This is a genomic window from Cognataquiflexum nitidum, from assembly GCF_022538055.1.
In the GTDB taxonomy this organism is placed as follows: Bacteria; Bacteroidota; Bacteroidia; order Cytophagales; family Cyclobacteriaceae; genus Cognataquiflexum; species Cognataquiflexum nitidum.
Window position 1 is genome coordinate 47,965 of record NZ_JAKZAM010000024.1, and the last position, 24,879, is coordinate 72,843.

Genomic DNA, 24,879 nt, shown 5'->3' on the forward strand with positions numbered 1-24,879 from the left:
ATTTGATTTTTGGGTTAGGATTTAACCCAACTTAAACCTTATTGGTAACCTCATCCTGACATTTACCAATCTTCCTCTTTGTTTTCCCGGAATCCAATTTGGAGAAGCTGCTATTACACGCATCGCTTCCTCATCACAACCCACTCCGATTCCTCTTAACAATTCGATATTGTGCACACTGCCATCGGTTCTGATTTCAAACACGGCGTAGACAGTTCCCTCAATTCCCATACTTCGGGCCTGCTTGGGATATTTGAGGTTCTTTCTCAAGAAATCATTCCATGCTTCCATTCCTCCGGGAAACTCCGGTGACTCTTCCACGACATCGAAAACTTCTTCTGCTTCCAAAACCTTTAAGTTCAGATTTTCAGGAATTACATTTTGGTTTTCCAAAGGAATATCCATCGCTGTGGGGAATGAATCTTCTTTGATTTTTTCACAGGCAAAAACAAAAACCATCAATCCCAAAAGCGGCAGTGCAAGCAAAAACCTTCCTTTATGTACCAACCCGGATTTGTTGGCATTCATCATCAGGATTCTTTTTTTGAGCTGAAACTGGTTGAAGTTGTTCACAAACTGCTGTTCTTTTTTGGTGACAGTCAGGTTAAAAAGCAACTGTGCATATTCCTTTTTGGGATGGATATTGATCACTTTGGTGTCCGCCTGAAATTCATGGACTTCATGGATACTTGATTCAAAAGCTTTGATAAGCGGGTGAAACCAGAAAATCGCTTTGCTTACCTGCACAAAAATCAGGTCCAATGTATGGAGCTTGGAAGCATGCTCAGATTCGTGGAGAATGATCAGTTCCTGGGCTTTATTTCCTGCCTGATATTCCGGCAAAAGGATGTAGCTGAAGAATGAAGAAGGTGGAAATTTCGGGTTTACGACGATAGTCAACCCATTGTGACTGAATTTTTCTGAGGACCTGATCAAACTGAAAGTTTTGATAATCCCTGTTGCCAACCGTGCGGCAGTCCAAAGGAATCCGGCGCCATAAAGACAGATTGCCGCATAAATCAGAATGGATTTTGCCGATATCCCTTCCTCAGGAGTCAGGGCAAATTCCGGTAGATAATAAGTGAATAAATCTGGATTTAATCCTGAAACTGAACTTTGGTTCAGCTCAAAGGAAAGTAGAGGAAGTACCAATGCCGATCCCAAAGAACCCAAAAGATATGCCCTGTTCCATCCAAAAAATGTGAGTTTGGAAAGAAACGCGATGTAGAAGGCGTATAGCAAGAGCAGGATGATGCTGCCTTCCAAGAGGTAGTTGAACAATGTGTTCATGGCTGAGAAGAGTTACCCATACTTTCAATCAATTTTTGAAGTTCTTCCATATCTTTTTCAGATAACCCTTTTTCCTTGACCATAAAGGACAAAACATTCTCAACCGAGCCGTCAAAATAATCCTCCACCAATTCATTGAAGCTATTTTTGCGGTAGTCAGATTGGGAAATGGTGGGAAAATACTCAAGAATTTTGCCATAAGACTTGTGGTCGAGAAAGCCTTTTTTTTCAAGTAGCTTGATGTTGGAGGCGAGTGTCGTGTAGGGGGGCTTTGGATCGGGCAGTTCATTCAGAATATCCCTTACCAAGGCACGCTTCAGCTTCCAAAATATCCGCATCAGCGTTTCTTCGTATTTTGTCAATGTTTCCATAAAATAAAAGTAAAAGAAAGTTTTTAGACTTCCTACGAAAAAATCGTAATTCTACGAAAAAATAGAAATAGCTTTACAGTTGAGGTTTAAACAACTATAACCATCCCATAAAAAATTGGGTCAATTTAAATTTAAAAATATTTTTTGGAAGATTTTTATTTGATTTTACGGGATCAAACAATGCCTATTTTACGGAAGTTTGTCAAAGTCTATTTTTGGGATAGAATTGGTTTTTTCCTTGCTAAATTGAGTATTCAAAGGGCTGGGTGGATTGAAAAATCCTCCGTTCTGTAAATAAAATTCTCCATCCCTTATTCCTCCCCCAAAGTCCAAGCGATAATTTCTCTTTGCGATATCATCACCTGTAAAATTGGCAGTAGTCAATTCCGTGAACTCTCCGTCATTGTCAATAAGCCACTGATTGGTATAAGTAACGCTTCGTTTTTTATACCCCATATTCTGATCAAAATTTTCAAGAAATGAATGGGGGTTGTTATACCAAGTATTGGTTTTTGGTCTCAAAAAACTTGCAATCAGCCTCCATTCCCCAATTTGGGGATCCATAAAATAGGCGGTAAAAATAGTATTGCCTTTCCCGTCAGGTTCTGCTGAATTTAAAAATTTGTAAGTCTGACCTGCTTTCCAGTTATATACCAAAAAACTTTGTCCGCCTGATCCCTCATTTCCAAATTCGCCTGTGTAAACATTAGGTCCCTTTCGTATCAATTTGATTTTTTCATTATCTGGGATTTCATCGGGATTGTCAGTTTGGAATGGGCTCCAAACTGAAAACAATATCCTTCTTTCACTTTCCGAATTGACCTGTAATCCAAAGTAGCCTTCCCTAAAACCATTTGCCATAAAATATGATCCTATGGGATCCTGACCCGGAGGAACCGTCATTTCATTATAAAACCATTTGAAATTCTTCTCAAAAGGAACTTGGAATGAAAGATGAACTGAAGGACCTCTCCGACCCCAATAAAACCTATTGTCAATGTTATCTTTTACAAAATCCAGACCAAGAGTTCCTTCAAATCCTATTTGGAAACTTTTTATCAAAGCAAAATTTTCCCCTTGTTTACCGACACCTTTCAATGATATTTTTTGATATCCCTGATCAAAATTTACAAGGCCAATTTCAGCTTTTGATTGATTGGGAAGAATGCTGATTTCTTTTGTTTGAACACCCGTAGTCACCCTGATTTTACTGTTTGAGGTAGTATTTTCAAGAGAAAAGCTTAAAAAAACTGTTTTTGCTGTCTGAAAATAAATGTAAGTTTCAAAAACAGTTTCGGGGTATTGCCAGGAAATAATCCCTTCATCGGTGATGTTTTCTTTGATATCTCCGCTTACTTGAAAGGTATTTCCTCCTATGGGAACATTTATGGTGTTGGGAAATTTTACCATATCAGGGGCCATCAGATCTTCTTTACAGGAGGAAAAGAAGGTCAGTAACAATAAAATGAACACTTCCATTTTTTTCATCAGTTTAATAAAATTTTATAGTCTTTTTAGGTCCTGATTTTAGAATTTTGGATTAGGCATTTATTCAAATTTGATGTTAAACTTGGGTACACTGCCATTTTAAAAAAAATGTTGATCAATCTTTTTTCAATAATTTTCCCAATCCTGATTCTGCCGACCAAGCCTGTATATGGGTAGGATTCTCCTGATATCTCAAAATATAAGAATCCCGGTGAAAGATCAAATCAACAGATTCAATGCTGTTTTCAAAAAGTTTTGGCATGGTTTCACCTTCCATGACAGGTACTGCCTCCAATAGAATAGGCTTGTCTGTTCCGCCATAAAACACTTCTGCCAAGTTCAAGTCATTTGATAAAACCACATAAGACACTTTGGCAGAATCCGTTGCACCCGTGCTTGGGTCGTAAGAAATAAAGGATGTTCCTGATTCAAATATCCTGATGCATTCCTGTTTGGCTTCCGACCATGTATATCCGGCCGACCCAATACATCCATTTGGGTCCCTGTCACTGCCCAGCAAAATTTCTTTGCTGTTTTGGTTTGCTTCCTGCGCATTTTTTGAGCAAAACAATATGGGAATTAGGAGGATAAGATAAAATGACACGTAAGTCCTCATCTATTTTGGGTTTTGGGAAGTTTGCAATTACAGTTAGTGCTATTCCAAAGATCGGATAAAAAAATTAATTTGAACCCATTGGTTTTTTATATCTGTTGTGAAAATTAGGGGATTCGGATTTTTAATTTTTTTCCGAAAAAGGTTCTTTTTACTCATTCATCTCTTGGCAGCCTTTTCCTTATTCTGATTCATTTACTATGGGTGTTTAGGGTTCAAAAAACTCCATCATTTCATTGAACAACCTGCTAGACAGTGGGATATACATCATGTCTCGGATTGATTTATGTCATGTTTTTTTGGGGTTTGATGTGGTAATATCGTGCATCAATAAACAAAAAACCTATGGATCAAACTTCCAGATTTACCTCATTGCAAACAGGCAGCTTGGTGCTGCTTCGATTGCTGATCGGTTGGCACTTTTTGTACGAAGGTGTCATTAAATTATACAGTCCCTCCTGGACAGCAAAAGGATACTTGCTCAGTGCGAGTTTTATGGAGTCTTTTTTCAGGTGGATGGCAAGTGATGCCATCATTCCTATTATCGATACGCTCAATATCGGCGCTCTACTCCTAGTAGGATTTAGCCTGATCATCGGATTCAAGACCAATTGGGCCAGTATCATAGGGATTGGATTGTTGTTACTATACTATTTGGCACATCCGCCATTCCCCGGATATCCTCAAGGACCAAGCGAGGGAAGCTATTGGCTGGTCAACAAAAACCTCATTGAGGCCGCGGCGCTCTTTGTAATCTATTTATTCCCTACCCAATATGCCTTCGGTTTGGCTAAGCTTTTTGCCAAGCAGAAGACAGTATTGACTAACCCAATAAACTGAAGCACATGGCAACTGACAAGAATTTATTCAAAGGCTTCTCCAGAAGGGAGTGGCTCAAAATACTCGGAGGTATTCCGATTTTTGGTGCAGTATGGACAGCAGGTTTCAGGTCTAATGAAAAGGCATTGAGCGAGCGTAATCTCTTGCTCGAAACCCTTAACATCAAAGCTTCAGCACCACCTGCCTCAGGCCCTATGACCGGGGAACCGCTACGGGTTGGCCTGATTGGGTTTGGGATAAGAGGCGAGCAACTGATGCGGTCTTTGGGTTTTGCTAGCACAGAATGGATCGATGACATGGCCAAATCCGCTGCAGAAAATCCTGATGACAAAAGATTGGCTGAATTTCAGGCACAAGAAAGCCTCAACGTCAAACTGACGGCCATCTGCGATATTTTTGACGTGAGGGCAAAAAAGGCATTGAAATCATTCAATACCAAAGAGAACCCCTGCAAGCGCTACAAGACACATTTGGAATTATTCAACAGCGGTGAGGTGGATGCAGTCATCATTGCGACACCGGACCATTGGCATGCACCGATGGCTATTGCCGCCATTGAGGCGGGCCTACATGTATATGTTGAAAAACCCATGACCCATACCATTCAGGAGACTTACGACCTGAGGGAGGCTTGCCGTAAAAACCCGGATATCAAATTTGCGGTCGGCCATCAGCACCGCCAAACCCAGAGTTTTCTGACCGCACAGGATGCCATAGCGAAAAATACCTTGGGCCATGTGTCTTTGGTCGTGACGGCTACCAACAGAAACGACGACAACGGTGCCTGGCAATATGACATCCATCCGGACGCTTCTACCGAGACCATTGATTGGGATGCCTTCTTAGGTACCGCTCCCCAAATTCCATTCAATGCCGAACATTTTTTCCGATGGAGAAAGTGGTGGGCTTATGGTTCAGGTTTGTCAGGGGATTTATTGACACATGACTATGATAGGATTAATTGTGTTTTGAAAATGGGAATTCCCAAATACATCACAGGTTCCGGAGGAGTTTACACCCACAGGGACGGAAGAAATGTTCCTGATGTGATGCAGATCAATATGGATTTTCCGGAATTCAGTACCGGTACGAGTCAGACCCCCGGCAAAGAAAAAGGGATGACCTTGGTCTACAGTGCTACTTTGGGCAATCAATTTGATCGAGGCACGATATTGATGGGACACGATGCTTCCATGGAGTTGGGCAATATGGTCACGATCTATGCCGATCCAAGGTCCACCAAGTACAAAGACTTGATCAAAGAAAACAGGGTAGATCCATCCGTGCCGATCTACCAATACGACCCAAGTGCCAATGGCGTAGATGCGGTCACTTCCGCCACAGCCAAATATTTTGCCAACAAGGGTTTGCTTTGGACTTATAGGGATGGCAAAAGAGTGGACTCAACTTTCCTTCACCTCAGAGAATGGATGAGCTGTATCCGCAACGGCGGTAATCCAAGTTGTGGGATCACTGAAGGATTTGAAGAAGCCATCACAGCGCATATGGGCGGCCTATCTTACAAAATCGGCAGACGAATAGAATGGGATGCCGAGAATGAACAAATCATCGCCCTACCCGGAGAAAACCTTGATGAAATCCTTCTCAACAATGACGATGTTTTCATTTCTTGAAAAACGGGATTTTGAAAATTTCCTTTAGAAAAAAGGGGTTGTCCGTAAATGGCAACCCTTTTTTTATGAGCTACCCTTTGACCCAAATAGTATAAAAATTTTAGTTTAAGAAAAATTAGATTTACTTTAAGCTGGTCAATTCAAATTTTGAATTTTCATTGGATATTCTGGAAATTATAAAGTTTGGCTTTAATGAAACTTGGGATAAAGTAGGAAATGAGAGTATTCATTGGAATGAAATAGAAGAATTCCCAATAAAATTAGATATCTGAAATTTAAAGGATTCGATATGTTTAAAAGGAAGATCCTGGAGATTTTGAAAAGTTGATAATGATGAGATAAAAAAGATGAAAGCAAGAGATTTACTTTTATACCATACCGAAGATCAGAAAGTTAACGTATCTGTTTATTTTCAAAACGGGAGTTTTTGGCTGACACAAAAGGCCATGGCAGAGTTGTTTGGCGTAAATGTACCTGCCGTGAGCAAGCACCTTAAAAATATATTTGACACAAAAGAATTAGATATTGATTCAGTTGTTTCCATTTTGGAAATAACTGCCTCAGATAGTAAAACATATTCCACCAAATTTTATCGGCTTGAGGCAATCTTGGCAGTAGGATATCGTGTGAATTCAGTCCAAGCTACCGATTTTCGGAAATGGGCCACACAAACCCTCAATGAGTTTATTATTAAAGGATTTTTGTTAGATGATGACAGACTCAAACAAGGCAAGAATTTTGGGCAGGATTTTTTTGATGAATTACTGGAACGAATTCGCGAGATTAGAGCCAGTGAACGCAGATTTTACCAAAAAATCACTGATTTGTATTCCTTGAGCACAGATTATGACAAAGAAAGCCAACAGACCAAAGACTTTTTTGCGGCTGTTCAAAATAAGTTACACTGGGCAATTACCGGTAAAACCGCTGCTGAAATTATTTATACAGAAGCTGATGCAACAAAACTATATATGGGTTTGAAAACTTGGAAAGCTGCTCCTGAAGGGAAAATAATGAAAAGTGATGTGGTAGTTGCCAAAAATTATCTTGCACACCAGCATATATCACAGTTAAATAGAATCGTTTCGGCTTATTTAGATTTGGCAGAAAACAATGCACAAAGAGGAATCGCCTTCAATATGTTGCAATGGACATCTTTTCTGGATAGGTTTTTAGAACTTTCCAATTATCCCATTTTAAGGGATAAAGGAAAAGTATCCATGCTTGAAGCGAAGCTAAAGGCGGAAGGGGAATATGATAAATTTAGGGTTGTTCAAGATCAGAATTACGAAAGTGATTTTGATAAAGAGATAAAAAAGCTAAAATCCTAAGGATTATCTATCAACGCATCTTACATGTTTGATTGTTTTACATAAGAATCAGGTTTTTTTTCCATAAAAGTCCAATTCTCCTAAGCAAAAGGCTTATCAATCGCCGGACTCGGAGCGCTGAAGAACTTGGGGCCTGAAGCAGACATGTAAAAACAATCCTCCACCCTGACGCCAAACTCACCCACGATGTAAATCCCGGGCTCATTGCTGAAACACATTCCTTCCTGAAGTGGGGTTTTGTTGCCACGCACCAGATTGGTCCATTCGTGGACATCAAGGCCGATCCCGTGCCCAAGCCGGTGGCTGAAATATTTGTAATCAGGTCCAAATCCACCTTTGCTGACAATTCCCCTTGCCACAGCATCCATTTGCTCACAGGTAGTCCCCTGTTGTGCAGCAAGTTCTATCGCTTTTTGCTGTGCCTCCCTTGCGATATTCCATACCTCCGTATGTCGGGCTGTTGGTTTTCCAAAAACAATCGTCCGGCTGATGTCTGAGGTATATCCTTCTATTTTACAGCCGCCGTCGGCCAAAACAAGGTCGCCTTCTTTGAGTCTCTGTGGGGTACTGCTTCCATGGGGGAATGCAGACCATTCCCCAAAATTAGCACCTATCGAGCCTTTTGCTCCCAAAACCAGATGCGCCTCGGTGGCAACCCTGCTGAAATCCGCTTGGGTCATGCCTTCATAAAGCGAATCAAAAAGTACTTGGTAGGCAGCAATCGTGATGTCATTGGCTTTTTGCATCAGGGCAATTTCAGCGGGCGATTTATACATCCTGCATCCCGCAGTGATAGGATCTGCAAGGACAAAATTCAGTCTTGAGCTTTCTTTTTTGATGCCATCATATAGGAAAAACCTCGAACGCTCTTCAATTCCGACAGTCTGATTGGGAGTGCCTTTGTCCTTCAAGATTCCCGCAACCACCTGATAAGGGCTTTCATGCTCTTCCCAAGTGCGTATGTCGGAACCGAATTTTACCAATTCAGTCACTTTGTCTTCTTCAAACTTTGGACATACATAAGCGATATCACCTTTGGCGGGAATAATTGCCGCTACCATCCTTTCTGAAAGGAAAAAATCGAAATCCAAAAAGTAAGCCATACTTGTCCCCGGTTCGAGAAATAGCGCATCTATTTTGTTAGCCATCATCAGACTTTGTGCTTTGGCTATCCTGCCCAATCTTTCCTCACGACTGATGGGAACAATATCCGCGGTCATGGGCTTTAACCCTTTCAAAGCCTTTGGAAAATCTTTTTCCTGGCTGTTTGCAAAACTTAATGAAGGGATAGCCAGGCCGGGGGCCAATGAGGCGAGTTTGAGGAAATTGCGTCTGTTGAATGTCATATAGATGAGGCTATTAAATTCTCACTAAAATAGGCTTTGATTTTGGAATATTGCAATCAAGTTGGTTCAAATAAATGATCGCCTCTTGGGATTCGTACCATTTTTTAGCTACGAGACCAACAATCGATTGAATTTCGGTTTAATTTGAGCCTTCCAAACAAACCTGTTATGCTCCGACTTATTGAAAACGCCAAAATGTTTGCAACCAAGTGCGCCATTGTGGACCAATCTGATTCTTATTCTTTTCAAGACCTTTTGAACAGGAGTGAAGTGATTGCCTTGCATCTCCTGCAGGGAAAAGAGGACCTTGGCCAAATGCGGATTGCCTTTATGATAGCGCCGGGGTTTGATTATGTGGCGGTGCAGTGGGGCATTTGGCGGGCAGGAGGCATAGCGGTACCGCTTTGTGTCACTTATCCTTTGCCTTCCCTCCAATATGTGGTGGAAGATACGGTTGCAGAAATGATCATTTGCGGACCGGAATATGAAGATATCCTGTCTCCTTTTTCTATGATGCCCAATGTCCGATTTATAAGAATGTCAGGTTTATCTAAAAATGAATCCGGGAATTTACCTGAAATAGAAAACCAAAGAGGCGCGATGATTCTCTACACCAGCGGGACGACAAGTCTTCCCAAGGGAGTCCTGACCACCCATGTGAATATCGAGGCACAGGTCAGTACCTTGGTAGATGCCTGGCAATGGAGTTCTTCGGATTACACCCTTTCGATCCTGCCCCTGCACCATGTACACGGCATTATCAACGTCAATTCATGTGCGCTTTGGTCTGGGGCGACGGTAGAGTTTTTACCAAATTTTGATGCCAAAAAGGTGTTCGAAATTTTCATGGAAGGCAAGGTCAATGTTTTAATGGCGGTTCCCACCATCTATTTCAAGTTGATCGCTTACTATGAAAACCTTTCTCAGACTGAGCAAATGAAGGTTACGGAAAGATTGAAGGAATTCAGGCTGATGGTATCGGGTTCGGCGGCGTTGCCGGTATCAGTGATGGAGAAGTGGCACGGCATCTCGGGACATTACTTGCTCGAAAGATACGGCATGACCGAAATCGGCATGGCCATCAGCAATCCCTATGAGAGTACACGGCGTGCGGGTTATATAGGAATGCCACTCAAGGGAGTGGAGGTCAGACTTTGTGATGAGGCCGACAGGGTAATTCCATCGGACCAACCCGGTGAAATCCAGGTCATGGGCGGCAATGTTTTCAAAGAATATTGGGGCAAACCCGAAGCTACAGCAAAAGCATTCACATCTGATGGTTGGTTCAAAACCGGAGATATTGCCGTCGTGGAAGATGGGTATTTCAAGATCCTCGGAAGGGACTCGGTGGATATCATCAAATCCGGAGGATACAAAATCTCCGCCTTGGAAATCGAGGAAGTCCTTCGGAAATATCCGGGTGTCAAGGATTGTGGGGTGGTAGGAATTCCAGATGAGGAATGGGGGGAATTGGTAGCAGCCGCTTTGGTGACAGAAAAAGATATAGATGTAAGTGTCCTGAATGCTTGGATAAGGGAAAGGATGCCTGCCTACAAAACACCGAGAAAGTACCTTGTTGTGGAAGATTTACCGCGAAATGCGATGGGGAAAGTCACCAAAAATGAATTGAAAAAGCTATTTTAACCTGAAAACATGAAAATAATTTACGGAGTCGCCCTTTTGGCACTTTCCTATTTGATCGGGCAGTGGTTGGGTGAGTTTTTTGGAAACCTACTCGGCATCAATGCCAATGTCGGGGGAGTAGGATTTGCGATGATCATCTTGATGGTCTTGAAGGAATGGTTTATCAAAAACAGTTGGATGAGTCCTGATATAGATTCCGGCATAGAATTTTGGAACAAAATGTATATCCCCGTGGTCATTGCGATGGCGGCAAGCCTCAATGTCAAATCCGCAGTTTCGACAGGTACTTTGGCCATTGTTGCAGGGGCAATTCCTGTGGTTGTTTCTTTTTTTGTTTTCCCCATGATTCTCAAAAATTTTCATAAAAACTGAGATGGATATATTTCTGAATTTGGTGGGAAAAAACGGCCTTATTTTTGGCTTTTTGGTGATTGGGATCATTGTGGCCTTTTCTGAGCTTTTTTCTAAAAAAGTATTGAACTCCAAAATTCCGGGATCGGCAATTGCCATTTTCTTAGGCCTGGTTCTCGGCTATGTGGGTGGGGTATTTTCAGGAGGTGAAAAAGGATTGGCCGACATTGCCATTTTCAAGGGAGTCGGGATCCTGGGCGGCGCCATGTTCCGGGACTTTGCGATCGTTGCAACTGCTATCGGAGCTAGTTTTTATTTGGTACGGAAGGCGGGTTTGTTGGGCATGATTTCTTTGTTTTTTGGTATTGGGCTTTTCTTCTTCATGGGGGTTTTGCTCGCCTATGCATGGGGATATCGGGATGCAGCAAGTCTCTGTACAATTGGTGCGGGAGCTTGTACCTACATTGTAGGCCCTGTGACCGGTGCGGCGGTGGGGGCAAGTTCGGAGGTGATTGCGCTGAGCATTGCTGCAGGCGTGGTCAAGACCATCGCGGTAACCATCATTACGCCAATTGCTGCCAATAAAATAGGACTGAACAGCCCGGAATCAGCCATGGCATTTGGTGGATTGATGGGGACATCGAGTGGCGTAGCTGCCGGATTGGCTGCAACAGATCCGAAGTTGGTGCCCTACGGCGCGGTGACCGCGACTTTCTACACGGGATTGGGTTGCCTGATTTGTCCTTCGCTGTTTTATATTTTGTTGGAAATGATTTTTTGAAAAAAGATGACAATCAAAGAAGTTTCTATAGACCAAATTCTCCCTATCCGCCAACAGGTCATGTGGCCCGATAAGCCCATTGATTTTGTCCGGGTTCCTGAAGATGAAAATGGGATCCACTTTGGGTTGTTTGTGCAGGAGAATCTGATTTCGGTAGTTTCGGTTTTTATCCACGGGCAGGAAGCCCAATTCAGAAAGTTTGCCACCTTGGAACAGTTTCAGGAAAAAGGACACGGATCAAAACTCCTTCAGTACATTTTTGATTTTTTGGAAGAAAAAAACATCAGCCGAATCTGGTGCAATGCAAGGATTTCAAAAGCCGCTTATTATCAAAAATTCGGAATGACCACCACGGCAGCCACTTTTGAAAAAGAAGGGATGGAATATGTGGTGATGGAAAGGATTTGAGAAAGGCAAGATTTTTGATTTTATCCAAAAAAAATTTTCACCGATTTTTGATTTTTTTACCAAAAAACAGTGGATGTACATTCATTTTCCGCAACCGTTATAGATCGGTTAAAAAGCGGGATTTGGGTTTGGTACTTCCTCAAAAAACGCTGTTTAAGTGCTGTTTAGCCATTTCATCGTTTTTCATACGATGAATTTTTAGAAGATTATTTTTCTATTTTAGAATTCCCAAAATGGGGTCTCCTCATTTTGGGATAGAAACTCAAAGTTACCTGACCCAATTAACCTCCCTTGTATGAGTAAACCACGTCTTTCCTTTCAACAGATCATCAATATGAATGTCGGCTTTTTTGGCATTCAATACAGCTTTGGATTGCAGCAGAGTGCAGTCAACCCGATCTATGACATGCTTGGGGCTCAACCGCATGAAATCCCCATCCTGAACCTTGCCGGACCGATGACAGGATTGCTCATACAGCCGATCATCGGAGCTTTGAGTGACAGGACTTGGAGCCCAAGATTTGGCAGAAGGAAGCCTTTCTTCTTCATAGGCGCAGTTTTTTGTAGCATCTGTCTCTTTCTTTATCCGTTCAGCAGTTCGCTTTGGATGGCAGCAGGCTTGCTTTGGGTCTTGGATGCAGCCAACAATACCGCGATGGAACCTTACCGTGCATTGATTGCTGACAAACTTCCCGAAGAACAATATGCTACAGGATTTCTTTCCCAAAGTTTCTTTACCGGATTGGGGATAACCCTCGCCAATATTTCGCTATTTATCTTTCAGATGTACATTCCGGGAACTGCCGGTTCTCTCCCAGTTTGGGTGTATGCCTCCTTCTTTTTAGGTTCAATCTGTTCGATTACCTCTGTGGGATGGAGTATTTACAAAACCCCCGAAATCCCTCCCACTGAGCAGGAATTACTGGTTTTGAATGAGAAAAACAAAGGGCTTCCGCATCCTGCCATCCAGTTTTTCCTCTCCTTGATTACCTCCTTATTGGTGTATATTCTCTTTACCCTGCTTTTGATTCCTTCGATTTTTGACAGGACTTTGATTCCTCGTCTGATTACCTCGATGGAGAAAAATAAATATTCACGTATCCTTTTCGGCGAAAATCTGGAAATCATCCACTCTGTCGTCGACATGCCTTCGGTGATGTGGAAGCTTGCCTTGGTGTACCTTTTCCAATGGTATGCGCTCTTTGTCTATTGGCAGAATGCTGCAAAAAGCATCGCCCAATCGGTCTGGAAAACTTCTCCTGCAGCCGATATGAAGTTGTTTGAAGAAGCAGTGGGATGGACCGGTCTGGTCAATGGCTGGTATAATGTCGTCACCTTTATGTCTGCTTTCGCCTTGGTTGGCGTAGCTAAAAAATTCGGCCCACGCAAAGTCCATTTCATCTGCCTGATTCTGGCGGGACTTGGCTTGCTGGCTTTCCCTCATATAGAAAACAAATATGCCCTGCTCGTTCCCATGACCGGATTTGGTATCGCCTGGGCGAGCATGATGGGAATACCTTACCTGCTTGTGGTCAATGAAATCCCCAAAGAACGATATGGAGTCTACATGGGAATCATCAACATGATGATCGTGATTCCGATGATCCTGCAGACCTTGAGTTTTGGATTTATATCAAAATATTTCCTCAGCAACGATCCCGGGGTTGCCATTACTTTTGCCGGGGCATTGTTGCTTTTGGCAGCATTGGCCACTTTGAGAATCAAAGAAACCCATGATATCGATACCGCATCAGCCCCGATGGGAGGCGGACATTGATACAGATGCTGTTTTCTATTACTTAATCAAAAAGAAAAAATACCCTTTTCCATGGCCACAGACCATTCATTGACAGACTTCATCCGAAATATTCTTTCCGCCAACGAGCTTGAATTATCCATCAAAGACAAAGCTTTTATTGCGCGGCTGAATGCCGGAATAGCTTCCATCACCCACTTATACTATCAGATTTACAGCACCCATCCCAAAAAGGATGAACTCTTTGAGCAATTGATAGCGACTCTGGTGAGGGCCTATCAATCCCGCGAAAAAGACCTTCGCAAAAGGGATGAAGAAAAAGCCAAGAAAGGTCATTGGTTTTTGAGCAATGAACTTGTCGGTATGAGTCTTTATGTAGACCGTTTTGCGGGGAATCTGCCGCTGCTTAAAACCAAACTTCCCTACTTGGAGGAACTCGGGGTAAACTTCCTGCACCTGATGCCGCTATTTGAAAGCCCTGATGGCGAAAGTGATGGTGGATATGCTGTTTCGGATTTCCGAAAGGTGGATAAGAAGTTTGGCACATTGGAGGATTTGATTGGGTTGAGAAAAGAAATGCAGAAAAAGGGGATGTACATGATGCTGGACATTGTCCTCAACCACACTTCCCACAGGCATGAATGGGCCGAAAAAGCCAAATCCGGAGATCCTTATTACCAGGATTTCTTTTACATGTTTGACAACAGGTGGATTCCGAATCAGTATGAGGAGAAGATGCCGGAGATTTTCCCCGAAGCTGCACCCGGCAATTTTACCTATGTGGAGGAATGCCAAAAATGGGTCATGACGGTTTTCCATAATTACCAATGGGATCTCAATTACATGAATCCTCTGGTCTTTAGGGAAATGTTGGACAACGTCCTGTTTTATGCCAACCTCGGCGTGGATGTGCTGCGGGTGGATGCACCGGCATTTATCTGGAAAGAAACAGGAACCACTTCTCAAAATCTCCCTCAGGTACATACACTCCTACAGTTGATCAAGGAATGCGTTCTCGTGGCCGCTCATGGAATGGCGATATTGGGAGAAGCCATTGTCGCACCAAAGGAGATCATCAAATACTTTGGGACAGGGGATTACACTGCAAAGGAATGTGATTTTGCCTACAACGCCACCCATATGGCGGTGCAGTGGGACATGCTTGCCACCGGCGAAACCGACGTGATGCTTGCCGCCCAACATGCGATTTTGGAAAAACCATTTGGAACCTCCTGGATATCCTATACCCGATGTCACGATGATATCGGGATGGGATATGAAGATTATATGATTGAAATGACTGGTAAAACACCCTTCAGGCACCGCAGGTATTTGATGGATTATTATTCTGGAAACCTTCCCGGCACCCCTGCTAGAGGAGCACTATTTTCTTTCAATCCCAAAACCGGCGATGCCAGAATCAGCGGCACCTTGGCTTCTTTGTGTGGGCTTGAAAAATCACTGTATGAAAATGATTCCTACGGACAAGATATTTCCATCCAAAAAATCATCCTCATGCAGGGGCATTCCCTATTTCTTGGCGGCTTGCCGATGCTGTACTATGGGGATGAAATCGGGTACACCAATGATTACAGCTTCAGTGATGATCCGGGAAAAAGCTACGACAACAGGTGGCTGCACAGGCCTTTGATTGATTGGGAAAAAGTAGCAAGAAGAAATGAAGAAGGAACGGTCGAAAACAGGATTTTTTCCCAAATGCAGGCATTGATTAAAATCCGGAAGAACCTGCCTGTGATCGGAGATTACAAAAACCTCACTTGGATATCGCCACACAACATCCACATAGCGGCTTTTTTAAGATCTTTTGAAGGAAAGTCATTTTATGGGGTTTTCAATTTCAGCGACAAATACCAAAACCTGACTTGGTATGCATTTAGAGAAAAGGGAGATTCACCTGAATCACTCTTCGATCATTGGTCACAGAAAGAAATTCAGGTAGGTCCTGACCATGAATACCTATGGCTTGAGCCTTATCAATTTTGTTTGTTGGAGCCAAGACAGTAGGGGTGGGATTTTGTGATTTAGGTTTTTTGCAATTGTATTTGTTTAAAAGTAGTGAAACAGTATAAGGGAGTCTGAAAAATCCCACTGATCAAAAATCAATACTTTCGGGTTTTTTAAAATAATATATTGCTTAGAAATGATAGGAGAGAATATCTTTCTTATTCATTTCAAGCCTATTTGATAAACCTAATTTCAGACCTTACTTTGAATCCGCACCTGAAGCAATCAAAAACCCGATCCAAGGTTTTGGTTTTCATCATTACCTCGATTTTCTTTTTATTCTTTTCTTCCCTTCAAGCACAGCAGGGAAGCAAAGGTAAGGTGACAGGAAAAATCACAGATGCCAATTCAGGTAATCCCCTTTCTTTTGCTACAGTAGCCATTTACAAAAGTCCCGAGCAGCTTGTCGAGGGAAATATCACGGATGACAAAGGCGAATTCACCATCGATATTCCTTTTGGAACATACTACGCTTTGGTTGAATTTATGGGTTTTGAGCCTTTCAAAAGTCCTGAATTCCAAGTTTCAAAAGAGCAGCCGGTATACCGTTTTGAATCTCTTAAGCTCAGTACGACCATGAGCGACCTGTCGGAGGTAGTAGTGGAAGGTGAAAAGGCTTTTATGGAACTTGCTTTGGACAAAAGGGTATTCAACGTCGGTGAGGACCTTGCCAATTCCGGTCGGACGACAGCTGATATTCTGATGAACTTGCCTTCGGTGTCGGTGGATACGGAAGGAAACGTCAGCCTGAGAGGATCCGGAAATGTGCGGATCTTAATCGATGGGAAGCCTTCAGGTTTGGTCAGTTTCAAAGGCAGCCGTGGCCTGCAGCAACTTCCTGCGAGTATGGTCGAAAGTGTCGAGGTCATTACCAATCCCTCAGCAAAGTATGAGGCCGAAGGGATGGCGGGCGTGATCAATATCATTCTGAAAAAAGACAACAACCAAGGCTTCAACGGTTCTTTTGAAGCAACTGTGGGCGATCCGCTCAATCTTGGATTGGCTGCCAACCTGAATTACAGGCACAAGAAAATCAATTGGTTTGTCAATTATGGCTTGGCCAAAAGACGACAGCTTCGTAATGGAACATTATTTCAGGAAGCGTTTGGGGGAGATACCCTTTTTATTTCTGATCAATCCACCTCAGGTGTAGTCAATAGTCTGAACAACAATATCCGGGTGGGATTGGATTACTATTTCAATGAAAAAAGCATCCTGACAGGTTCGTATCTATGGAGAAGAAGTGATGCGCACAGGATCACCGATATCAGGTATGACGATTACATTTTTTCTAAAGACAATCTCCAGAGCTACAGCAAAAGAAGGCAGGACGAGACCGAAATGGAACCCAATTCGGAGATTATTGTCAGCTACAAGCGATCCTTTGAGCAGAAAGGTCATGAGTTTGTGGCGGCCTTTAGTTATTTGGACTATTGGGAAAATTCCGATCAGCTGTTTACCGAGGATACTTTTTCTCCCGAGGGAGTGATGGACCCAAGCCAATCTTTGGTGCAGACTTCCGTCAATGATGAGTTTGAAAAGCAATACCTTATCCAGATCGATTACACCAAACCAATTGGCACGGGTGGAGGAAAGTTTGAAACCGGATTGAGAAGCAGTTTCAGGAATATGGAGAATGACTTTATTGTGGAGGAGCAAAATGAAAACGGTGATTTTTTCCCTATTCCATGGCTGGATAACATCTTTCTATACGAAGAAAATATCCACGCCATCTACGGCATTCTTGGAAATAAGTCTAACAAGTTTAGCTACCAAGGAGGTTTGCGTGCGGAATTGACAGATGTGACAACAATTTTGGTCAAAACCAATGAAGTCAACCCTAGAAATTATATCAACCTATTCCCAAGTGCACACCTTACTTATAATATCAACAAAGAGGATGCCATGCAGCTAAGCTACAGCAGGAGGGTGAGAAGGCCTGTTTACAATGATTTGAGTCCGTTTGTGACTTTTTCAGATGCAAGGAATTTCTTCAGTGGAAATCCGGACCTTGAACCCGAATTTACCGATGCTTTTGAATTGGGCCATATCAAGTATTTTGAGAAAGGATCACTCTTCTCGACCGTGTATTACCGTGATACCAAAGACAAAATCGACAGGATCAGGACAGTCGATAACCAAGGAAATGCCATTACCATCACAGAAAACCTCAATTCCGAAAGGGCTTACGGGATTGAATTTACGACCGATTATGCCATTTTCCCTTGGTGGAAGGCAGATATTAATTTCAACTTTTTCCATGCCAGAATAGACGGAAGCAATGTTCAGGACGACTTTGTGGCAACGACATACTCATGGTATGCACGACAGAATTCCAGGTTTGTTTTTGGGAAAGGATATGATATCCAACTGAGAGCAAATTATCAGGCAAGACAAAAAATAGCACAGGGAGTGAGGAAATCTATCTATTTTATAGATCTGTCAGGTAGCAAAGATGTGTTGAAAGGGAGGGGAAAATTGATTTTGACCGTTGCGGATATTTTGAATACCCGCCGGGACAGGTATATCCTCGAAGGAACAGGTTTTGTTACCACGGGTGATTTCCAAAATGTGGTCAGGCAGATCAATCTGACCTTAAATTATAGAATCAAATAGGTCACATCTTTCTCGTTCTTTTTTCCAGTTTTCCGATTTTTTCCTGAAACTGAATTTTCAGTTCATCGATAAAGGTTAGAGGATTTTCGTAGGTTTTAAGGACATGGTAGAGGTAGTTAGATTCAAGCTGTATGAGTTGTCTGGTCAAGGCTTCTTTTTTTGAAAGCAAAGATGCCATTCTGATTTTTAGATTTACAGCAGGCATTTCTAATTCCCGGTTTGCTAAAGTTGGATGTACGAGAATGATGTTTTGGTAAAAGTAAAGCAATGCCTCGAGATCTCCGTTTTTATATATTTCGTTTAGTTGAGAAGTAAGCTCGGTCGCGGACCTCACATCAACCTGATCCCGGTTTGGTCCGAGTTTGTCGGGATGAATCTGCACAACGGCTTCTTTGTAGAGGCGCTTCAGTTCTTGCTTTTCATCTTCGCTTGATTCGGAAGTAAATTTCTTGGCAGGTTTTGGTGAAAGTACCTGGACAGGTTCCTTATAATTTTTCCCCCGCTTCTTTTGCTCCAGCCTTTTGGCCTTCTTGAATTGCTGTTTTTCCTTTACTTTCTGGTTTAGTGAGCCCAGGCGGAAAATGAGTTGATTAAGGTTCAGTCGAATATCATTTTCAAAGGTTCCGATTTCGGCTTTGATGGCAGTGACATTGTCTTCGAGATCGGCAATTTCAGAGGCTAACTTTTGGATGTAATCTTTATTCTTGGGAGAATCTTTTTTGGTTAAATCACTCATTTTTTTGTTTCCTGAAATTTGACCCGATGAATAAATGTTTGATTGAAATTTGGGAATAATTTTCGGTAAAAAGTCAGTCAACGACTGTAGATGACAAAAAAATATACTTTTTTTTAATTTTTTTTTTGAGCTGAATTTCCTGAAATCAGAAGATTTGTGAAAAACCCCGAATTTTTGTTTTGTCACTTTTTTGGAATTCATCCCAAGTACTTTGCACTTTATGCCCCTAGTGCTCAAAATCGACATTTTATTAAAAATTAATTTGAATGATTTCCTTTTTCCATAGAGCTTTTTTGATAATATTTCGGAGGACAAGATTCTTGTTTAAATATTATTTTTTCCAAACTATCTATGTACTTTAGCCCAATAAATGATCTATCTGTCATTGTTTGGCAAGTCACCCGAAGTGCCAATAGTGGGAAATTAGCCTAAAAGCCCCTAGTAAAAACTCGACTCAGATTTAATGGAAATCCCTGTCAGAGTTGTCTGTTTTAGTTAATAAATTTCTACTCTTAAAAGATTGTTCATGAAGCAATTTTGCAAACAATCTGTATTGCTGATAGTCCTGATTATCTCATGGTTTCAGGTCCAGGCATCTTCAGATTTTTTACATGCCCATATTTATCCTTCCTTTTCTGAAGAAAAAATGGAGGAGGGAGGGGATGCGCTTTCAGGTACCAACAATATTAATCCAAAAACCAATGGAGCGGTTGAAGCAGTTGCAGGTTTGGAAGTGTTCAAGGTTTCAAATGTTATTATTGTTCAGGCAGGTGGAGAGATCCTCTACACCATCAATGTTTTGAATAATGGGCCTGATGCTGCCACAAATGTTTCAGTAACAGATGTTCTTCCCACAGGGACATCTTTCGTATCTGCTACCAATGGAGGAACATTTCAATCAGGTACTGTGACTTGGGAGTTTCCTACTATAGCTCCGGGAGAAACTGTGGAATTGGCAGTCCGGGTATTGGTCAACCTTGGAGTCACTGAAGGAACTATACTGGTAAACAAAGCAGAAGCTTCAAGTACCGATGATCCAGATTCACCCAAGATATCCAACAATGCAGAAGTGACGGTTCTCCAAGGTATCAAACCGATTATTGAAATTACAAAAACTGCACCATCTGGAACTGTCAGGTTGGGGGACACCATCACATATACTATCAGGGTTTCAAATTCAGGTAATGCATTTGCCACCGGTGTAGCAATTTCTGATGTGCTTCCAACAGGAACTACCTTTGTGTCTACCAATAGAGGGGGAGTACATTCCAATGGGACTGTCAACTGGTCCATTGGCCTACTTTCTCCAGGTCAGACGATTGAGATCACTTTGGTGGTGTTGGTAAATGGTAGTTTTGTCGGTGGTGAAGTCATCAGTAATGTGGCTACAGCAGTCAGTCCTTCTGATCCGACGACACCCAAAAATTCGGCGCCTAGCCAGGTCATTGTAGAAGAAGTAAAACCAGAACTGGAAGTAACCAAAAAAGCAAATGCACCGACTGTATTTGCGGGTGAATTTATCTCTTATACCATTGAAGTTACAAATTCTGGTACTGCCCCCGCCACCAATGTTACCATTACAGACATATTACCGGCGGGAACATTTTTTATCTCAGCAGATAATTCAGTGACACATAATGCGGGTACAGTCACCTGGACTCTGGGAACAATCAATCCTGGAGTAACGGTACAGGTTAACCTCGTAGTTCAGGTTGGACTGACGGTTCCAAATGGAACTGTGATCATCAATGGAGTTACTGTTCAAAGCCCGGATGTGGCTGCACCTGTACTTAACCAACCTGATCCTGAAAATGAAGTTACTGTCGTTTCATTACCTGAATTGACTGTTCTCAAATCAGCTGAGGCTCCAAAAGTAAGCCCAGGAAATACCATAACTTACACCATTACGGTTTTTAATTTGGGAACGGCCGATGCAAAGGATGTGGTCGTAACAGATATTTTGCCTGTAGGTACCACATTTTTAAGTGCTGACAGCGGTGGAACACACTCTAATGGCACTGTCACATGGACGATTGCTGATCTGCCAATTGGGGAACAGGTGGAGTTGAAACTCACGGTCACTGCTAATGAGGATCTCACCGATGGAACACAAATCAGTAATGTGGCATCTGCAGTAAGCCCCGCGGATCCTTCCAATATAAGTAACTCGGATCCAAGTGTGGTTACAGTTGAGGTCATCGCTCCGGTTTTGGACATCACCAAAATTCCTGCTTCTTTTTCCGTAAATGCAGGCGAGAATATCACTTATACAATTTCTGTCCGAAATACAGGCAATGCCCCTGCGACTAATTTGGTAGTGACTGACCCCTTGCCTGCCAATACCACTTTTGTTTCTGCCGATAACGGTGGAACACTTACAGCAGGTCTGGTTACTTGGAATTTAGGCACTTTAAATCCTGGGAATACAATAGATTTGGTTTTGGTAGTAAAGGTGGATCCAAGTGTTGCGGCCGGTACCAAAATCAAAAATATTGCAACTGCTGACAGCCCGGACAACCTTGAAGGACCTATTGAAAGCAGTGCTGATCCAAGCTTTGAGGTTACGGTTGAAAATTTGGCCACGCTTGAAATTTCCAAATCGGCAGATAGAACAACAATCAGATCAGGTCAAAATATCACCTACACAATTTCAGTGATAAACAACGGTCCAAGTGACGCCCTAGGGGTATTTGTGAATGACACACTTCCTGCAGGAACTACCTTTGTAAGTGCTAACAATGGTGGGGGTTTTGCTAACGGGATAGTTGCATGGTCTTTGGGGACAATTAAATCAGGAGAACAAATCAACCTGCAGGTGACAGTCGCTTCTGCTGCTGCACTCCCGGATGCCACTGTCATCAGTAATGTGGCAACTGTAAACAGCATTTCAGATCCTACCGGAACAAAGACATCTCCGCCAAGCTTGGTGACCATTGACAATAGCTCTCCGATCTTGGAGATCACCAAAACGCCTGATTCAACCACTGCCACAGCAGGAGACGAAATTATATACACAATTACAGTCAGCAATACCGGGAATGCCCCTGCGACCAATGTCGTGGTTACAGACCTGTTGCCGGCAGGGACTACCTTCATCGCTACAGGCAATGGTGGAACCCATTCTGCAGGTGTGGTAACATGGTTTTTAGGAACAATTACACCGGGAGAATCTATTGTTTTGGTTTTGGCAGTAAAAGTTGGAGAAGATGTATTGGCAGGCACCAAGATCCAAAACATTGCAGAAGCAGATAGCCCTGATGATTTCAATGATCCTGTTGAAAGCAGTTCAGATCCTGCCTTAGAAGTTGAGATTACCACTCTTGCCGAACTGACAATAACCAAAGTTACCCCGGTTTCTGAAGTATTGGCAGGCGGAGAGATAGTGTACACCATTTCTGTGCAGAACAACGGCCCAAGTACTGCAAGGAATGTCAACGTGACCGACGCATTGCCAGCGCAAACAAGATTTGTCAGTGCAGATAACGGAGGGGTTCATTCCAATGGTCTTGTTTCTTGGACAATACCCACCATCAATGTAGGGCAAACTTTTGATCTTTTACTCACAGTAACGGCTTTAGAAAATCTTACCGATGGTCAGGTGATTTCCAATATTGCCTCTGCGACTTCACCGACAGATCCTGATGGTCCAAGGATTTCCGAACCAAGTATTGTTACTATAAATAATTCACTTGAAGATACGGAAGTAACTGTTTCCAAAGACGTCTCTGTCACTTCAGCCTCGCCCGGCGATATGGTAGAGTATACCATAGTACTGACCAACATTGGGGATTTTGATGCCAAAGACTTAGTGGTCACTGATACTATCCCCGATGGACTGATGCCATTGTCTGCCTCAAACCAGGGTGTAATTGAAAACAACATTGTTACTTGGAATATTCCTTTGATCCTTGCAGGTGAATCGCTGACATTGACCATTTCTGTGATGGTCACTCTGGAAGAGGGCTCTATCATCAATGAAGTCCAGGTGCAGGGTACAAATTTTGAGGATGCAGTAGCAGAATCTCCCGCTCTGATATTGAATCAGGTAGATCTCCAACTTACTAAGGAGGTTTCTGCCAATGTAATTGCCACAGGCAGTTCTTTTAGGTATAAGCTCACAGTCGAAAACACCAGTGATACCAAGGCAACCCGTGTGGTCCTAACCGATACTTTACCTGCTGGAGTCAAATACGAAAACGCAACAGCATCCAAAGGAACAGTGAGTTTTGATATTGCTGAAAATGCAGTCGTACTTGAAGTAGATGAGATGCTTCCAAACGAAAAAGTCACCCTTGAAATTGAGGTTAAGGCCGAATCTATAGGAGAAATTACAAATACCGCACAGGTAGTTTCCAATGAAATGGATACAAACATGGCTGATAATTCGGACAGTGTTTTGCACCGTCAATTAGATTTCTCAATACCAAATGCATTTTCACCAAATGGAGATGGTATCAATGAAGAATGGGTAGTCAAGGGTCTTTTGGATATTTATCCGAACAACAGGTTGGTAATTGTTAACCGCTTGGGAGTGGAGGTATTCAGAACCAACAATTATAAGAATGATTGGAACGGTCAAGGGGTAGGCGAGGGTACCTATTTCTACCAGTTAACCTTGTCCGGACAGGATGGTAGAGAGGAAGTTTTCACCGGTTATCTTACCGTAATTAAGTAGCGTTATGAAAAAATTAACCGTTATATTTTTCTTTATGATGGCTGTTTCCCAACATCTGCTTGGGCAGCAGGTGCCACAATTTAGCCAGTACATGTTCAATCCATTGTTCATCAATCCTGCCTATACCGGCTACAAAGAGCAGCTTTACCTTCAGACTTACTATAGGAAACAATGGACAGGTGTGGAAGGAAGTCCTGAGACTTTTGCCATCGGTGCAGACGGCTACTTGCCTGAGTCTAGAATAGGAGTCGGTGTCGTAGGTGTTTCTGATAGGATCGGGGCACAGCGCACCAATGCAGTATATGGTAATATTGCCTATCACTTGCATATTGCACAATCCAGTTACCTGAGTTTTGGAATCGGATTGGGGTACATTGGGTCAATGATTGACGGAACATTACTCTCGACAGGCAATCCAAATGACCCCAGCATACCAGCGGTAAAAAATCAAGTATCTTATCCTGATCTCAAATTGGGGATGTTTTACTATGATGACACCAAGTTCTTTGGAGTGGCGGTCGACAATATGATCACACCGATGAATGAATCAGGCAGTACAGATATTTTTGTAGAGCCAAGGACACATTTTTACCTTACAGGTGGTGGTTTAGTAGAATTATCTCCTGATATTGCATTGCGCCCTACTTTCATGATGATTGAAGATTTCAATGCACCTTCAAGACTTGATTTGACCGCTTCTGTGGTCTACAAAGAAAAATTTTGGTTTGGGACTACCTACAGGACAGCACTTGATTATGCAAATAGAGCAACGTCTGACAATTTGAAAAAAGGAACGGCAGTAGTTTTCCTGTTTGAGTTTTTTGTCAAAAAAGGACTCAGAATAGGCTACGCATATGATCATAATATCACAGGTTTTGATGTCAGGAATTTTTCCACTCACGATATATCTATCGGGTATATGTTTGCCCCAAGCCTCGTAAGGGTGGTTTCTCCCAGACACTTTTAAATAACAA

Annotated in this window: 18 protein-coding genes; 12 read left to right on the top strand and 6 right to left on the bottom strand. The window is 42.4% G+C overall.

Annotated elements, in window-relative coordinates:
* Positions 1–21 precede the first annotated feature (21 nt).
* From MMU07_RS15590 to MMU07_RS15605, 4 genes are all read right to left on the bottom strand, one after another.
* The gene (locus tag MMU07_RS15590) at positions 22–1,290 is read right to left on the bottom strand and encodes a TonB family protein (protein WP_241126968.1); all 1,269 of its coding nucleotides are present in this window, start codon (positions 1,288–1,290) and stop codon (positions 22–24) included.
* Entirely contained in the window at positions 1,287–1,661 is a 375-nt protein-coding gene (locus MMU07_RS15595) for a BlaI/MecI/CopY family transcriptional regulator (RefSeq protein ID WP_241126970.1), read from the bottom strand. Before MMU07_RS15595 ends, MMU07_RS15590 begins: the two co-directional genes overlap by 4 nt.
* A 189-nt stretch (positions 1,662–1,850) precedes the next feature.
* The gene (locus MMU07_RS15600; protein WP_241126972.1) at positions 1,851–3,149 is read right to left on the bottom strand and encodes a DUF3472 domain-containing protein; all 1,299 of its coding nucleotides are present in this window, start codon (positions 3,147–3,149) and stop codon (positions 1,851–1,853) included.
* Between the two features lie 115 nt (positions 3,150–3,264).
* Entirely contained in the window at positions 3,265–3,765 is a 501-nt protein-coding gene (locus MMU07_RS15605) for a hypothetical protein (RefSeq protein ID WP_241126974.1), read from the bottom strand.
* 342 nt (positions 3,766–4,107) lie between these two features.
* Between MMU07_RS15605 and MMU07_RS15610 the strand changes: the two genes are divergently transcribed.
* The 3 genes from MMU07_RS15610 (at position 4,108) to MMU07_RS15620 (ending at position 7,567) form a co-directional block, all read left to right on the top strand.
* Positions 4,108–4,602 (top strand): DoxX family membrane protein, encoded by a 495-nt coding sequence (locus tag MMU07_RS15610; protein ID WP_241126975.1) that lies wholly within the window; start codon positions 4,108–4,110, stop codon positions 4,600–4,602.
* Between the two features lie 5 nt (positions 4,603–4,607).
* Positions 4,608–6,236, top strand: a complete 1,629-nt coding sequence (locus tag MMU07_RS15615) for a Gfo/Idh/MocA family protein (RefSeq protein ID WP_241126977.1) — start codon at positions 4,608–4,610, stop codon at positions 6,234–6,236.
* A gap of 347 nt (positions 6,237–6,583) precedes the next feature.
* Positions 6,584–7,567, top strand: coding sequence for a virulence RhuM family protein (locus MMU07_RS15620; protein ID WP_241126979.1), 984 nt, complete (start codon positions 6,584–6,586; stop codon positions 7,565–7,567).
* A gap of 80 nt (positions 7,568–7,647) precedes the next feature.
* Here the strand turns inward: MMU07_RS15620 and MMU07_RS15625 are convergent, their stop codons facing one another.
* Complete coding sequence (locus tag MMU07_RS15625) at positions 7,648–8,913, bottom strand: M24 family metallopeptidase (protein WP_241126981.1); 1,266 nt, start codon at positions 8,911–8,913, stop codon at positions 7,648–7,650.
* Positions 8,914–9,081: 168 nt separating this feature from the next.
* On the opposite strand from MMU07_RS15625, the gene MMU07_RS15630 reads away from it, so the two are divergent.
* From MMU07_RS15630 to MMU07_RS15660, 7 genes are all read left to right on the top strand, one after another.
* Positions 9,082–10,557 (top strand): acyl-CoA synthetase, encoded by a 1,476-nt coding sequence (locus MMU07_RS15630; RefSeq protein WP_241126983.1) that lies wholly within the window; start codon positions 9,082–9,084, stop codon positions 10,555–10,557.
* A gap of 9 nt (positions 10,558–10,566) precedes the next feature.
* The gene (gene madL / locus MMU07_RS15635) at positions 10,567–10,929 is read left to right on the top strand and encodes a malonate transporter subunit MadL (RefSeq protein WP_241126985.1); all 363 of its coding nucleotides are present in this window, start codon (positions 10,567–10,569) and stop codon (positions 10,927–10,929) included.
* A 1-nt stretch (position 10,930) separates the two neighbouring features.
* Positions 10,931–11,689, top strand: a complete 759-nt coding sequence (madM, locus tag MMU07_RS15640; RefSeq protein WP_241126986.1) for a malonate transporter subunit MadM — start codon at positions 10,931–10,933, stop codon at positions 11,687–11,689.
* A gap of 6 nt (positions 11,690–11,695) precedes the next feature.
* Positions 11,696–12,097: a GNAT family N-acetyltransferase gene (locus tag MMU07_RS15645; RefSeq protein ID WP_241126988.1), complete on the top strand. Its 402-nt coding sequence runs from the start codon at positions 11,696–11,698 to the stop codon at positions 12,095–12,097.
* Between the two features lie 295 nt (positions 12,098–12,392).
* Entirely contained in the window at positions 12,393–13,874 is a 1,482-nt protein-coding gene (locus MMU07_RS15650; RefSeq protein WP_241126990.1) for an MFS transporter, read from the top strand.
* Between the two features lie 51 nt (positions 13,875–13,925).
* A complete protein-coding gene (locus MMU07_RS15655; RefSeq protein ID WP_241126992.1) occupies positions 13,926–15,878 on the top strand; it encodes an amylosucrase in 1,953 nt (650 codons plus the stop codon).
* Between the two features lie 255 nt (positions 15,879–16,133).
* A complete protein-coding gene (locus MMU07_RS15660) occupies positions 16,134–18,494 on the top strand; it encodes a TonB-dependent receptor (RefSeq protein ID WP_418884518.1) in 2,361 nt (786 codons plus the stop codon).
* A 1-nt stretch (position 18,495) separates the two neighbouring features.
* Here the strand turns inward: MMU07_RS15660 and MMU07_RS15665 are convergent, their stop codons facing one another.
* Positions 18,496–19,230: a hypothetical protein gene (locus MMU07_RS15665; RefSeq protein ID WP_241126994.1), complete on the bottom strand. Its 735-nt coding sequence runs from the start codon at positions 19,228–19,230 to the stop codon at positions 18,496–18,498.
* Positions 19,231–19,756: 526 nt separating this feature from the next.
* Here MMU07_RS15665 and MMU07_RS15670 point away from each other — a divergent pair.
* Entirely contained in the window at positions 19,757–23,905 is a 4,149-nt protein-coding gene (locus tag MMU07_RS15670) for a DUF7507 domain-containing protein (RefSeq protein WP_241126996.1), read from the top strand.
* A 4-nt stretch (positions 23,906–23,909) separates the two neighbouring features.
* Complete coding sequence (locus tag MMU07_RS15675; protein ID WP_241126998.1) at positions 23,910–24,872, top strand: PorP/SprF family type IX secretion system membrane protein; 963 nt, start codon at positions 23,910–23,912, stop codon at positions 24,870–24,872.
* Positions 24,873–24,879 lie beyond the last annotated feature (7 nt).